Origin of the sequence: Agrobacterium sp. NPDC089420 (genome assembly GCF_044900305.1) — a bacterium.
In the GTDB taxonomy this organism is placed as follows: Bacteria; Pseudomonadota; Alphaproteobacteria; order Rhizobiales; family Rhizobiaceae; genus Agrobacterium.
The window spans coordinates 141,328-154,411 of the sequence record NZ_JBJDMY010000011.1 but is presented as its reverse complement, the minus strand read 5'-3'; the positions used below and the strand labels follow the sequence as shown (position 1 = coordinate 154,411).

Genomic DNA, 13,084 nt, shown 5'->3' with positions numbered 1-13,084 from the left:
TTTCCAGTAAAGGCGCGTCGCGGCTTTACGTCCGGATAATGCGCGCAAACAAAGAGATAGAGCACGTCCGGCAATTTCGTTTAAACTGGACGTCATCTAGCCAATGACAAGAAACCGGCCCGACAGCCGGGCAAAAAGCAAGGCATTGCATGAAAGACGCGATCAGCTTCATCCTCAACAGCGAAACCGTTTCGCTGAAGGATTTCGGACCGACAGACACGCTTCTCGATTACCTCCGCATCGGCAAGCGGTTGACCGGGACCAAGGAAGGCTGCGCCGAAGGCGACTGCGGCGCCTGCACCGTGCTGGTCGGGCGGCTGCTTGATGGTTCGCTGCGGTACGAAAGCGTGAATGCCTGCATCCGTTTTTTAGGCTCGCTGCACGGCACCCATATCGTGACGGTGGAGCATCTGGCCGCCCGCGACGGTACGCTTCACCCCGTGCAGCAGGCCATGGTGGACTTTCACGGGTCGCAATGCGGCTTCTGTACGCCGGGCTTCATCATGTCGCTTTACGGTCTCTGGCTTTCCAGCGAAAAACCCGGCCGCTCCGATATCGAAAAGGCGCTGCAAGGCAATCTCTGTCGATGCACGGGCTATGAGCCGATCGTGAAGGCCGCCGAGAAAATCGCCGCCGCCCGCCCGAGCGCGCTGTTCGACCCACTGCAACGGGACCGCACCGACATCATGGCAAGGCTGTGGGCGATCCGCGAAAACGAGACGATCACCGTCGTCAGAGGTGAGGATCGCACCATCATTCCGGCGACGCTGTCGGATTTGACCGAGATTTACGCCGCTGAACCGAAGGCCACCATCGTCGCCGGCTCCACCGATGTCGGCCTGTGGGTGACAAAGCAGATGCGGGCGCTGAACCCCGTCATCTTCATCAACAATCTCGGTGATCTGCAAACCATCACCGTGGGTGAAGACGGCATCACGCTGGGCGCCGGCGTCACCTACAGCCAGGCCTTCAAGACCATCGCGGAGTACTTCCCGCCGCTTGCCCGGTTGTTTGACCGTCTCGGCGGCGAGCAGGTGCGCAACATGGGCACCATCGGCGGCAATATCGCCAACGGCTCGCCCATCGGCGACACGCCGCCGGCGCTGATCGCGCTTGGCGCGACGCTCACCCTGCGCTCGTCTTCCGGCAATCGCAGCCTGCCGCTGGAAAACTATTTCATCGACTACGGCAAACAGGACCGGCTGAGCGGCGAGTTCGTCGAAAAGCTCTTCATTCCGTTCCAGACGCCGGAAAGCCGTTACGCCGTCTACAAGATTTCCAAGCGCCGCGACGAGGATATTTCCGCGCTCTGCGCCGCCTTCAATCTGACGCTGGACGCCGAAGGAGCCGTCGACGATATTCGCATCGCCTTCGGCGGCATGGCGGGTACGCCGAAACGGGCTGCACATCTGGAGGCAGCCCTGCTCGGCACCTCATGGTCGCAGGAAACAATCAATGCAGCGCGCGACGCGCTGGATGAGGATTTTGCTCCGCTGACAGACTGGCGCGCCACCGCCGAATACCGGCAACTGACAGCCAAGAACCTGCTGACGCGGTTCTTCCTTGAGACTTCCGGGGAGAAGCAGGAACTCAACCGTTTCTCGCTGGAGGAGGCGTGATCATGGCGATGGCGACAACCGCACCCTCCCTCATTCCTGTGCTTGTCACAGGAATCCAGCCAGCCCAAGTCCTTGGGCTGGAAGGACTCTCTCGCCGCGCAGACGCGCGTCGGCTGGATTCCTGTGACAAGCACAGGAATGAGGGGGCATTGTCACTGCCCCATGCCATCATTCACCAAGAAGGAGCTTGAACCATGGACACCACAAGCTTCGACAAGACCAAGACCGCAATCGACGGCCCGATGCACGCCTCGCTCCGGCACGATTCCGCCCACAAGCACGTAACCGGCAGCGCCGAATATATCGATGACATTCCCGAACCCGCCGGCCTCGTCCACGGCGCGCTCGGCCTTGCCGACCGGGCGCACGCCGAAATCGTCTCGATGGACCTGTCCGAGGTCGAAGCAACGCCCGGCGTGCTGTGGGTGATGACCGGCAAGGACATGCCCGGCGAAAACGACATTTCTTCCGGCGGCCGTCACGACGAGCCGCTGCTGGCCGAAACCAAGGTCGAATTCCACGGCCAGCCGATCTTCGCGGTTTTTGCCGAAACCCGCGATATCGCCAGAAAGGCGGCCCGCAAGGCGAAGATCACCTATAAGGACCTGCCGCATTTCACCGATATCGACACGGCAATCGAAAATGGCGGCGCGCTCGTCATCGATCCGATGACGCTGAAACGCGGCGATGCGAAGATCGAAATGGATGTCGCATCCCGCCGTCTCACCGGCACGATGCGGATCGGCGGCCAGGAGCATTTTTATCTCGAAAGCCATATCGCCATGGCCGTGCCGGGCGAGGATGACGAGGTGACGCTGTGGAGCTCCACCCAGCATCCGAGCGAAATCCAGCATATCGTCAGCCACATCCTGCAGGTGCCGTCCAACGCCGTCACGGTGCAGGTGCGTCGCATGGGCGGCGGTTTCGGCGGCAAGGAAACCCAGGGCAACCAGTTCGCCGCCCTTTGCGCCATCGCCGCCAAGAAGCTGAACCGGGCCGTGAAAATCCGCCCCGACCGCGACGAGGACATGACGGCAACCGGCAAACGCCATGATTTCCGCGTCGATTACGAACTGGGCTTCGATGAGGAAGGCCGCATCCACGCCGTCGACGCCACCTATGCCGCACGCTGCGGTTTTTCCTCCGACCTGTCCGGCCCGGTAACGGACCGCGCGCTGTTCCATGCCGATTCCAGCTATTTCTACCCGCATGTCCACCTCACCTCGCGGCCGCTGAAAACCCACACGGTCTCCAACACCGCCTTTCGCGGCTTCGGCGGCCCGCAGGGCATGCTGGGGGCGGAACGTTTCATCGAGGAAATCGCCTATGCCGTCGGCAAAGACCCGCTTGATATCCGCAAGCTGAATTTTTATGGCGAGACCGGCTCCGGCCGCACCACGACGCCCTATCATCAGGAGGTCGAGGACAATATCATCGCCCGCATTGTCGAGGAGCTGGAGACTTCCAGCGACTACCGCGCGCGGCGAGAGGCGATCATCGAGTTCAACAAGACGAGCCAGGTCATCCGCAAGGGCATTGCGCTCACTCCTGTTAAATTCGGCATCTCCTTCACCATGACCGCCTTCAACCAGGCCGGCGCGCTGGTGCATATCTACAATGACGGCTCCATCCATCTGAACCATGGCGGCACAGAAATGGGCCAGGGCCTTTACACCAAGGTGGCGCAGGTGGTGGCCGATGCCTTCCAGGTGGATATCGGCCGGGTGAAGATCACCGCCACCACCACGGGCAAGGTGCCGAATACCTCCGCCACCGCCGCCTCCTCCGGTACGGACCTCAATGGCATGGCGGCCTATGACGCCGCCCGCCAGATCCGTGAGCGGCTGATCAAATTCGCCGCCGAGAACTGGAAGGTGCCGGAAGAGGAGGTCGTTTTCCTGCCGAACCGGGTGCGCATCGGGCTTGAGGAAATCGCCTTCAACGATTTCATCAAAAAGGCCTATTTCGCCCGCGTGCAGCTTTCCGCCGCCGGTTTTTACAAGACGCCGAAAATCCACTGGGACCGCGCCGCCGGCCGCGGCACGCCGTTTTATTATTTTGCCTATGGCGCGGCCTGCTCGGAAGTATCGATCGATACGCTGACCGGCGAATATCTGATGGAGCGCACCGACATCCTCCACGATGTCGGCAAGTCGCTGAACCCGGCCATCGATATCGGCCAGATCGAGGGCGCCTTCGTGCAGGGCATGGGCTGGCTGACCACGGAGGAATTGTGGTGGGACGGCAAGGGGCGGCTGCGCACCCACGCGCCCTCCACCTACAAGATCCCGCTCGCCTCCGACCGGCCGAAGAGCTTTAACGTCAGGCTGGCGGAATGGGCGGAAAATGCCGAACCCACCATCGGCCGCTCCAAGGCCGTGGGCGAACCGCCCTTCATGCTGGCGATCTCGGTTCTCGAAGCGCTTTCCATGGCCGTCGCCTCCATCGCCGATTACAAGGTCTGCCCGCGCCTCGACGCGCCGGCAACGCCGGAGCGGGTTCTGATGGCGGTGGAACGGCTGAAGAAGGTGTGAGGGGGCCAGCGCCAATGCCTGACACCTCCTTATCCACGTTTCTCGCCCGCCCTGCCCCCGCAATCCTCGTGGAAATCGAGGCCGTGAAAGGCTCGTCGCCCCGCGAGGCCGGCACTTTCATGCTGGTCTCGCGGGAAGCCCTGTGGCAAACCATCGGCGGCGGCCAGTTCGAATATATGGCGATAGACCACGCCCGCGCCATGCTGCGAACCGGCGCCACCGAGGACCGCATGGATATTCCGCTCGGCCCGGAAATCGGCCAGTGCTGCGGCGGGCGCACCCTCATCCGGTTCCGGCTGATAACGGCGGAAATCGCGGCAGCGCTGGAGGCGCGGCTGAAAGGCGAAACCGAGCAACAGCCGGCCGTCTTCATTTTCGGGGCGGGCCACGTCGGCAAGGCACTGGCCGAGGCCCTGTCTCTCCTGCCTTTGACCCTGACAATCGTGGAAACCCGTGAAAGCGAGCTGCGCGACCTTCCGTCGGCGGCGGCGTCCATACTGACCCCCATGCCGGAAGCGCTCGTTCAGAAAATCCCGACAAACGGGGCGGCGATCATCGTCACCCACGATCACGCGCTCGATTTCCTGATTGCGAAGGAAGCACTTGCCCGCGATGACCTCGCCTATGTCGGCATGATCGGTTCGAAGACCAAACGCGCCACCTTCGCGCATTGGCTGGCGGGGCAGGGAGAACCCCCGTCCCGCCTGACACGACTCACTCTGCCGATCGGCGGCGCCGGCGTGCGGGACAAACGTCCGGCAATCATAGCGGCCCTTGTAGCAGCCGAGTTGCTTCAGGCATTTTCGGCCGCCGCAGCCTTGCCCTTTCCCCATAGTCAGCACGCCCGTCCATAAGCCCGATATCACGCTTCAACCCGTCCGTCAGGCTCTCTTCGGCCAGATCGTCGGGCTGCAGGCTGGCAAAGGCAAACCGTTCCATAAGCCGCAGACCCGCGCGCAGGCGGGACCACGCGCGTGAGAGTGCTCTGCGCATAATCGTCTCCATTCTATTTTCCGGTTCAGAAGTTCAATTGATGAACGAGACAAAAAATGCTCTTGTTTTCAGGTGAAAACCAATGAAACCTTTGGTGGAATGCATAAAGAGAACTTATCCATGAAAATGTCCCGCCAGTTCCCTTTGAATGCCCTGCGCGTATTCGAAGCCGCCGCCAGATCCTTGAGTTTCACCAAGGCCGGCGAAGAGCTCGGCATGACGCAGACGGCGGTGAGCTATCAAGTGAAGCTTCTGGAAGAGAATATCGGCGAGCCGCTTTTCTTGCGCAAAGCCCGGCAGGTGGCATTGACGGAAACAGGAGAGCGCCTGGCCGAAAAGGCGGCGCAGGCCTTCAAAACACTCGAGATTGCGATGGAAGAGGCGCGCAACGGATCAAGCGACGTTCTGATCGTCCACTCCACTCCCACCTTCGCCCTGCAATGGCTGACGCCGCGTATCGGCGCCTTTCACCTGCGGCATCCCGCCATCGCCGTGAGGCTCATAACCTCCGGCAGCGTCGTCGATTTCGACCGGGAAAAGGCCGACGTCGCCATCCGCTGGGGCAAGGGCGACTGGCCGCGCCTGAAAGCACATCGCATCATGCGGCTGGATTTCACGCCGGTACTCAGCCCGGCGCTGGCGGAAAGCATCGGCGGCATTGGCCAGCCCACCGACCTGCTGAAGCTGCCGATCATCAGCCCCACCGATCCCTGGTGGAAATTGTGGTTTCGCGATGCCGGCGTTCTCAACCCCGATCTGGAAACGCGGGTCGCGAATGATTTCGGCGTCCAGACGCTGGATGCGCGCGCCGCCATGGCCGGTCTCGGCGTCGCCGTCGTCAATCCGGAACATTATGCCGAAGACATTGCCGCCGGCCGTCTGCTGCAGCCCTTCAAGCTTTTGAGCAATGATGGCCGCGACTATTGGTTCGTTTATGCGGAAACCCGACGGAATGTTCCGCGAATAAGAGCATTCCGCGAATGGCTTCTGAACGAGTTTTCCGAAATATAATGATCTTGAAGCCTCAATACCCCATATCCGGTGCATAAAAGCAGCGTGGCGTATCCTCGTCAGGAAACAGACAGAGATGATATTCTCCGTCCTCTGACCGTCTTGCCTCGCGCTGTGACCAGCTGAAAACGTGCCGACGCGTGACCATGCGGTGATCGCCGGGGGCAAGCGAGACCTCGTAACCCAGCGGCGTGACACGAACGCTGCGCGTGGGGATCATCTGGCAGTCGCCGGTCTCGGCGTCGCCATTGCAGCAATAGCTTTCATATTTAAATCCCTTGTGGGATTCATGGGCGAACGCGGTGGCGGTAAACGCCAAAAACAGGAAGAGAACCGTCAGAACAAGGCGCATCGGCATGGTCTCCGTTGAAACAACGGCGGTTGCCGAAAGATCATTGCGTCCCTTTATTCAAATTTCACACATCAACACGCACCCGGACACAACGGCACCGGGAACTGCGACACCTGCCCCCTAATCTGCCCCCGCCCCAGGGTTCGCAGCACCCGCTTTCGGAACAACCGCCAGCGAAACATGTCATGGAAGCCCCGCGCACAGGCCCGGAATCGCGAGCGATTTTTGCCGGAAACGATGCGCCGCATGAAAGGTTGGAGCGTTCTTTGCTGCGTCCTTTCGGGCGACAGGCGCTCCAGAGCTCCGCAGCCCAATATTTCAGCATATCGGCAGGCTGCACGGAAGATAATAGCTGAGTCGCATTAGCCAGCTAAGCACAAACGATGCGACAGGAAGCCCTTGTTGCAACTTTGCCGGGCTCGCGGCCGCACGCGACCTGTCTTCGGCGAGATTGCGAACATAAATGCGTCGGATTGTGAACAATCGCCGCCGGACTTCCGCTTTTCCCTTTCCTAACGGTCAAATTTCTCGCAAGGTGCGCTGCACAAGGATCAGGGGAACCGCATGTACGAATATGCCATTGCGTGGGAATGGATGGCCTTTGCCGTCCGCTGGCTCCACGTCATCACCGCCATTGCCTGGATCGGCTCGTCCTTCTATTTCATTGCGCTCGATCTCGGGCTGGTCAAACGGCCGCATCTGCCACCGGGGGCCTATGGCGAGGAATGGCAGGTGCATGGCGGCGGTTTTTACCACATCCAGAAATATCTGGTCGCGCCTGCCCAGATGCCCGAGCACCTGACATGGTTCAAATGGGAAAGCTATGTCACCTGGCTTTCCGGCTTCGCCATGCTCTGCATCGTTTATTATGGCGGCGCCGATCTCTTCCTCATCGATCATTCCGTGCTGGCGCTCACCCAGTTCCAGGCCATCTGTCTGTCGCTGGCCTCGCTTGCCATCGGCTGGCTGTTTTACGATTTCCTCTGCAAATCGCCGCTCGGCAACAACACGTGGGGCCTGATGATCGTGCTTTACGTCGCGCTGGTGGCGATGGCATGGGGTTATACGCAGGTCTTCACCGGCCGCGCCGCCTTCCTGCATCTCGGTGCGTTTACCGCCACCATCATGTCGGCGAACGTGTTCTTCATCATTATCCCCAACCAGAAGATCGTCGTCGCCGATCTCATTGCCGGGCGCACGCCGGACCCGAAATATGGCCGCATCGCCAAGCAGCGTTCGCTGCACAACAACTACCTGACGCTGCCCGTCATCTTCTTCATGCTGTCGAACCACTACCCACTGGCCTTCGCCACGCAGTTTAACTGGATCATCGCAGCATTGGTCTTCCTGATGGGTGTCACCATCCGCCACTGGTTCAACACCACCCATGCCCGCAAGGGCAAACCGACATGGACATGGCTTCTCACCGCGCTGATCTTCATCGTCATCATGTGGCTTTCAACCGTGCCGAAGGTACTGACCGGCGAGGAGGAGCAGAAAGCGGCGACGCTTTCGCCGATGCAGCAGCAATTCGTCAGCGACGCCCATTTCGCCAAGGCGCGCGATGTGGTTCAGGGTCGCTGTTCCATGTGCCATGCGGCCGAGCCTGTCTGGGAAGGCGTGCCCTTCACGCCGAAATCGGTGAAGCTCGAAACCGACGAGCAGATCGCCGCCCATGCGCGTGAAATCTATTTGCAAGCCGGCCGCAGCCATGCCATGCCTCCCGGCAACATCACCGCCATCACCCCGGATGAGCGCAAGCTGCTGACCGCCTGGTATGAAAGCGCGGTCTCCGGGCCTGGAAAAGCCGAAGGAAAGACTGAATGAGCATGGTTCTGCTGCGTGGCCGCCTGCTGAGCTTCCGCCGCGCGCCGCTCGCAATCGACGATACGCAAAGCTATCTCTATATCGAAGACGGTGGCCTGCTGATCGAAAACGGCAGGATCGCCGCCATCGGCGACTACGCCGATATCCGCAAGCAAGCCCCCGAAGACGTCGAGGAAAAGGATCACCGGCCGTATCTCATCGTGCCGGGCCTCATCGACATGCACCTGCATTTCCCGCAGATGCAGGTCATCGGCTCCTATGCCGCCAACCTTCTGGAATGGCTGAACACCTATACCTTCCCGGAAGAATGCCGTTTCGTCGAAAGCGCGCATGCTCAGCGCATCGCCACGCATTTTTACGACGAGCTGCTGCGCCACGGCACGACCACGGCCGCCGCCTATTGCTCCGTGCACAAGACCTCCGCCGACGCCTTTTTCACTGAGGCAATGAAGCGCAACATGCTGATGGTGGGCGGCAAGGTGATGATGGACCGCAACGCCCCGCAGGGCCTGCTGGACACGCCGGAAACCTCCTATGACGAGACGCGCCAGGTGATTGCCGACTGGCACGGCAAGGGCCGCAACCACGTCGCCATCACCCCGCGCTTCGCCATCACCTCCACCCCGAAGCAGATGGAAGCCGCCCAGGCCCTGGCGCAGGAATTCCCCGATCTCTTCATCCAGACGCATCTGTCCGAAAATCTGGACGAGATCAAATATACCTGCGAGCTTTACCCCGAGGCGACCGACTATACCGACATCTATGTGCGTTACGGCCTGATGGGCAACAAGACCCTGCTCGGCCACGCCATCCACCTCTCCGAGCGCGAGGCGGACGTGCTCTCGGAAACCGGCGCGGTGGCGGTGCATTGCCCCACCTCGAACCTCTTCATCGGCTCCGGCCTGTTCCCGATGAAAAAGCTGCAACGGCGCGAAAAGCCGGTGCGCATCGCGGTTGCGACCGACATCGGCGGCGGATCGAGCTATTCCATGCTGCGCACCATGGACGAGGCCTACAAGATCCAGCAATTGCTCGGCGAACGCCTCAACCCGCTGGAAAGCTGGTATCTGATGACGCGCGGCAACGCCGAGGCGCTGTCCATGGTCGACCGCATCGGCACGCTGGATGCCGGCACCGATGCCGACATCACCGTGCTGAACGCTTCCTCGACACCCGCCATGGCGCTGAAGATGGAAGTGGTGAACAGCCTGACGGAAGAGCTGTTTTTGATGCTGACGATGGGCGACGACCGCACGGTGGCGGAAACCTATGTGGCTGGCAGGGCAATGAAGAGCGCGCTGGCATAGTTCGGCTGGGGCCGAAACATTGAGCTGTCGACTCACTTACATAGTCACATATCGGATCGAGCGGTTGCCGCGTCTTTCTTCTTCCCGCCGGGGAAAAGAAACCCGATCGCAACACCGGGCTTGATACGATCGCCCGACGCCCTCCCGGCCGAAACGCGAATGACCTCTGGAGTGCCCATGCCGGATCTAGACACAACCACCATGCTCATGGTCCTCGCGACCTTCATCGTCGCCGGCATCGTCAAGGGCGTGACCGGCATGGGACTGCCGACGGTTGCCATGGGCGTGCTCGGCCTGTTCATGCCGCCTGTCGTCGCCGCCGGCCTGCTCATCCTGCCCTCCTTCATCACCAATATCTGGCAATTGCTGGCCGGGCCTGACTTCCGGGCCGTTGTGCAGCGGCTGTGGCCGATGATGATCGCCATTGCCATCGGCACCCTCGTCGGCATCCGGCTGATGACATCGGGCAGCGGCGTGTGGACCACCTCGGCGCTTGGCCTGTGCCTTGCGGCTTACGCCGCCTATAGTCTTTTCGCCAGACCGCTTGCGGTACCGGCACGGCTGGAATCAAAACTCTCCCCGGCCATGGGGTTGGCGACCGGCCTGCTGACCGGCGGCACCGGCATTTTTGTCGTGCCTGCCGTGCCCTATATCCAGTCGCTCGGTTTCAGCCGGGATGATCTCGTGCAGGCGCTCGGCCTGTCCTTTACCGTCTCCACCGTCGCGCTCGCCGCCGGCCTTGCCTCCCAGAACGCCTTTCACATCGAGCATCTGTCGCTTTCCGCTCTCGCCGTCCTGCCGGCACTTGCCGGCATGTGGCTTGGCCAGAAAATCCGTTATGTCGTCAGCCCCGCGACATTCCGGCGCTGGTTCCTCATCTGCCTGCTTGTTCTCGGTGCGGAACTGTTTCTGCGGGCATTCTGGTGATGAAACCGCGCCGATTTTGATGTCGCAGCCGTCACATTCATGTTATGTGAAGCCATCATTCAAATGTGAAGGCTTTATCCATGGGCAAAATCCTGACCATAGCGGACCTGAAAAACCGGGCGCAGCGCCGTGTGCCAAAAATGTTTTTCGACTATGCCGATAGCGGCGCCTGGACGGAAAGCACCTACCGCGCCAATGAGGACGATTTTGCCAAGATAAAGCTGCGCCAGCGCGTGCTGGTGGATATGACCGACCGGTCGCTGGCCACCGAAATGGTCGGCGAGAAGGTTTCGATGCCGGTCGCGCTCTCCCCCACCGGGCTCACCGGCATGCAGCACGCCGATGGCGAAATGCTGGCGGCAAAAGCAGCCGAGGAATTCGGCGTGCCCTTCACGCTCTCCACCATGAGCATCTGCTCCATCGAGGATGTCGCTTCCGTCACCTCGAAACCCTTCTGGTTTCAGCTCTACGTGATGAAGGACCGGGATTTCGTCAATAATCTGATCGACCGCGCCAAGGCCGCCGGATGCTCGGCGCTGGTGCTGACGCTCGACCTGCAAATCCTCGGCCAGCGCCACAAGGATCTGCGCAACGGCCTGTCGGCACCGCCGAAATTCACCCCGAAACACATCTGGCAGATGGCGACCCGGCCAAAATGGTGCATGGACATGGCGCGCACCAAACGCCGCAGCTTCGGCAACATTGTCGGCCACGCCAAGAATGTCTCCGACCTGTCGTCGCTCTCCTCCTGGACGGCGGAGCAGTTCGATCCACGCCTGTCCTGGAAGGATGTCGAATGGATCAAGCAGCGCTGGGGCGGCAAGCTGATCCTCAAGGGCATTCTGGACGAGGAAGATGCCCGCGCCTCGCTCGATACCGGCGCCGACGCCATCATCGTCTCCAACCATGGCGGCCGTCAGCTCGATGGCGCCCATTCCTCCATCGCCATGCTGCCGAAGATCGTCGATACCGTCGGCGACAGGGTCGAGGTGCATATGGATGGCGGCATCCGCTCCGGCCAGGATGTGCTGAAGGCCGTGGCGCTTGGCGCCAAGGGCACCTATATCGGCCGACCCTTCCTCTACGGCCTCGGTGCCGATGGCAAGCAGGGCGTGACGACGGCGCTGGAGATCATCCGCAAGGAGATGGATGTCAGCATGGCGCTTTGCGGCAAAAGGCTGATCACGGATGTGGATCGCAGCATTCTGGCGTGATGTTGGACAAGGCGGTAGAAGAGGCCATGCCTTAAGCCGGCGTGTCAGAAAGTCCCGCCATACGCTGCCTCCCTCATCCCTGTGCTTGTCACAGGGATCCAGCCGACGCGCGTCCGCGCAACGGGAAGAGTTTTTTTAGCCCAAGGACTTGGGCTGGCTGGATTCCTGTGACAGGCACAGGAATGAGGGGGGGAGAACCTAGTGCCCCACCGTCTTCGAAAACACATTCACGATCACCACGCCGGTAATGATGAAACCGAGACCGACAATGGCGGCGAGATCCAGCGTCTGGCGAAACACGAAATAACCGATGCCGGAAATCAGCACGATGCCGAACCCGCTCCAGATCGCATAGGCAACGCCGACAGGGATGACGCGCAGCGTGAACGACAGAAGGTAAAAGGCCGCGCCGTAAAATACCGCCATCAGCACCGTCGGCAGCCACCTTGTGAATTGCTGCGACTGCTGCAGGAATGAGGTCGCGATGACCTCGCAGATAATGGCCGCGACAAGCGCCCCATAGGTGAAAAGTGCCGCGTTCATCGTTCCGTTTCCTTTGTCGTCTGGGCGATCATCCGGGCCTTCAAAGCCGCCCTGTCGCCACCTGCCCTGCCATCATCGGCCAGAAGATCGGCAAACCAGATGCCATCCGCCGCAAGCCGCACCATCTCCAGTACCACCCCGTCATCCGTATCTTTATGACGGGCAAGACGCCCCTCGAACCAGCTGGTCCACATGCGCCTCAGCGACGGTTCACCGACCATCGACACCGAGATCGCCGCCCATTGCCGGCCCGAATCGCGGTCTCGATCATCGAAAACCGCGTTCAAATAGGCCCGCGTGAAGCATCCGTAAGCTTCACAATCCTGTGACACGAGCGCATCGATTTCCGCATCCAGCGCCGAAAGAAGGTCCGCCATGACAGCCTCCAGCAAGGCCTGCTTTGACGCAAAGTGATGAAACAGCCCACCCTTCGTCACCCCGGCGGCATCGGCCACGGCCTGTATGGAAAGTGCCGCAACACCCTGATCGGCAGCAAGTTTCGCCGCGCAATCCAGAAGATTGCGGCGCACGATCTCGGGCTGCTTCTTGCGTTCATGAGCGTTTGTCATGCCTCACAACATACCGGACGGTAGGTTTCTTTTCAAGAAAATTGTGAGGGCGGCCACCGGGTTGAAATTCATACTTAATTAAGCATGAAAGCGATCTCTAAAGTTTTAGCGGTTTTGTTGCCGGAAAGTGTCAGTAAAACTTTGCCCAACGCGGCGATCGAATGAAAAGGGGCGGATCATGTCGGGAA

Annotated in this window: 11 protein-coding genes; 8 read left to right on the top strand and 3 right to left on the bottom strand. The window is 60.7% G+C overall.

Features of this window, described 5'->3' with window-relative positions:
• Positions 1–149 precede the first annotated feature (149 nt).
• The 4 genes from xdhA to ACI2KA_RS17745 all read left to right on the top strand — a co-directional run bounded on the left by xdhA (position 150) and on the right by ACI2KA_RS17745 (position 6,157).
• Entirely contained in the window at positions 150–1,619 is a 1,470-nt protein-coding gene (gene xdhA, locus ACI2KA_RS17760) for a xanthine dehydrogenase small subunit (RefSeq protein ID WP_404503773.1), read from the top strand.
• Between the two features lie 194 nt (positions 1,620–1,813).
• Entirely contained in the window at positions 1,814–4,153 is a 2,340-nt protein-coding gene (xdhB, locus tag ACI2KA_RS17755; RefSeq protein ID WP_404503772.1) for a xanthine dehydrogenase molybdopterin binding subunit, read from the top strand.
• Between the two features lie 14 nt (positions 4,154–4,167).
• Positions 4,168–5,007: a xanthine dehydrogenase accessory protein XdhC gene (gene xdhC / locus ACI2KA_RS17750; protein WP_404503771.1), complete on the top strand. Its 840-nt coding sequence runs from the start codon at positions 4,168–4,170 to the stop codon at positions 5,005–5,007.
• A 259-nt stretch (positions 5,008–5,266) separates the two neighbouring features.
• Positions 5,267–6,157 (top strand): LysR substrate-binding domain-containing protein, encoded by an 891-nt coding sequence (locus ACI2KA_RS17745; RefSeq protein ID WP_404503770.1) that lies wholly within the window; start codon positions 5,267–5,269, stop codon positions 6,155–6,157.
• 13 nt (positions 6,158–6,170) lie between these two features.
• Here ACI2KA_RS17745 and ACI2KA_RS17740 read toward each other — a convergent pair whose 3' ends face one another.
• Positions 6,171–6,509: a hypothetical protein gene (locus ACI2KA_RS17740; RefSeq protein WP_404503769.1), complete on the bottom strand. Its 339-nt coding sequence runs from the start codon at positions 6,507–6,509 to the stop codon at positions 6,171–6,173.
• Between the two features lie 564 nt (positions 6,510–7,073).
• Here ACI2KA_RS17740 and puuD point away from each other — a divergent pair.
• The 4 genes from puuD to ACI2KA_RS17720 all read left to right on the top strand — a co-directional run bounded on the left by puuD (position 7,074) and on the right by ACI2KA_RS17720 (position 11,784).
• Positions 7,074–8,336: a urate hydroxylase PuuD gene (puuD, locus tag ACI2KA_RS17735; protein WP_404503768.1), complete on the top strand. Its 1,263-nt coding sequence runs from the start codon at positions 7,074–7,076 to the stop codon at positions 8,334–8,336.
• Positions 8,333–9,643 (top strand): guanine deaminase, encoded by a 1,311-nt coding sequence (gene guaD / locus ACI2KA_RS17730; protein WP_404503767.1) that lies wholly within the window; start codon positions 8,333–8,335, stop codon positions 9,641–9,643. Before puuD ends, guaD begins: the two co-directional genes overlap by 4 nt.
• Positions 9,644–9,820: 177 nt before the next feature.
• A complete protein-coding gene (locus ACI2KA_RS17725) occupies positions 9,821–10,570 on the top strand; it encodes a sulfite exporter TauE/SafE family protein (RefSeq protein ID WP_404503766.1) in 750 nt (249 codons plus the stop codon).
• Between the two features lie 80 nt (positions 10,571–10,650).
• A complete protein-coding gene (locus tag ACI2KA_RS17720; protein WP_404503765.1) occupies positions 10,651–11,784 on the top strand; it encodes an L-lactate dehydrogenase in 1,134 nt (377 codons plus the stop codon).
• Positions 11,785–11,982: 198 nt separating this feature from the next.
• Here the strand turns inward: ACI2KA_RS17720 and ACI2KA_RS17715 are convergent, their stop codons facing one another.
• Both ACI2KA_RS17715 and ACI2KA_RS17710 read right to left on the bottom strand, forming a co-directional pair.
• Complete coding sequence (locus ACI2KA_RS17715) at positions 11,983–12,327, bottom strand: DMT family transporter (protein ID WP_404503764.1); 345 nt, start codon at positions 12,325–12,327, stop codon at positions 11,983–11,985.
• Entirely contained in the window at positions 12,324–12,896 is a 573-nt protein-coding gene (locus tag ACI2KA_RS17710; protein ID WP_404503763.1) for a TetR/AcrR family transcriptional regulator, read from the bottom strand. Before ACI2KA_RS17710 ends, ACI2KA_RS17715 begins: the two co-directional genes overlap by 4 nt.
• Between the last annotated feature and the right edge of the window lie 188 nt (positions 12,897–13,084).

What these genes read in the sequence shown, in the direction of transcription:
- xdhA (WP_404503773.1), top strand. Translation starts at nt 150, where the DNA reads ATGAAAGACGCGATCAGCTTCATCCTCAACAGCGAAACCGTTTCGCTG.
- xdhB (WP_404503772.1), top strand. Translation starts at nt 1,814, where the DNA reads ATGGACACCACAAGCTTCGACAAGACCAAGACCGCAATCGACGGCCCG.
- xdhC (WP_404503771.1), top strand. Translation starts at nt 4,168, where the DNA reads ATGCCTGACACCTCCTTATCCACGTTTCTCGCCCGCCCTGCCCCCGCA.
- ACI2KA_RS17745 (WP_404503770.1), top strand. Translation starts at nt 5,267, where the DNA reads ATGAAAATGTCCCGCCAGTTCCCTTTGAATGCCCTGCGCGTATTCGAA.
- ACI2KA_RS17740 (WP_404503769.1), bottom strand. Translation starts at nt 6,509, where the DNA reads ATGCGCCTTGTTCTGACGGTTCTCTTCCTGTTTTTGGCGTTTACCGCC.
- puuD (WP_404503768.1), top strand. Translation starts at nt 7,074, where the DNA reads ATGTACGAATATGCCATTGCGTGGGAATGGATGGCCTTTGCCGTCCGC.
- guaD (WP_404503767.1), top strand. Translation starts at nt 8,333, where the DNA reads ATGAGCATGGTTCTGCTGCGTGGCCGCCTGCTGAGCTTCCGCCGCGCG.
- ACI2KA_RS17725 (WP_404503766.1), top strand. Translation starts at nt 9,821, where the DNA reads ATGCCGGATCTAGACACAACCACCATGCTCATGGTCCTCGCGACCTTC.
- ACI2KA_RS17720 (WP_404503765.1), top strand. Translation starts at nt 10,651, where the DNA reads ATGGGCAAAATCCTGACCATAGCGGACCTGAAAAACCGGGCGCAGCGC.
- ACI2KA_RS17715 (WP_404503764.1), bottom strand. Translation starts at nt 12,327, where the DNA reads ATGAACGCGGCACTTTTCACCTATGGGGCGCTTGTCGCGGCCATTATC.
- ACI2KA_RS17710 (WP_404503763.1), bottom strand. Translation starts at nt 12,896, where the DNA reads ATGACAAACGCTCATGAACGCAAGAAGCAGCCCGAGATCGTGCGCCGC.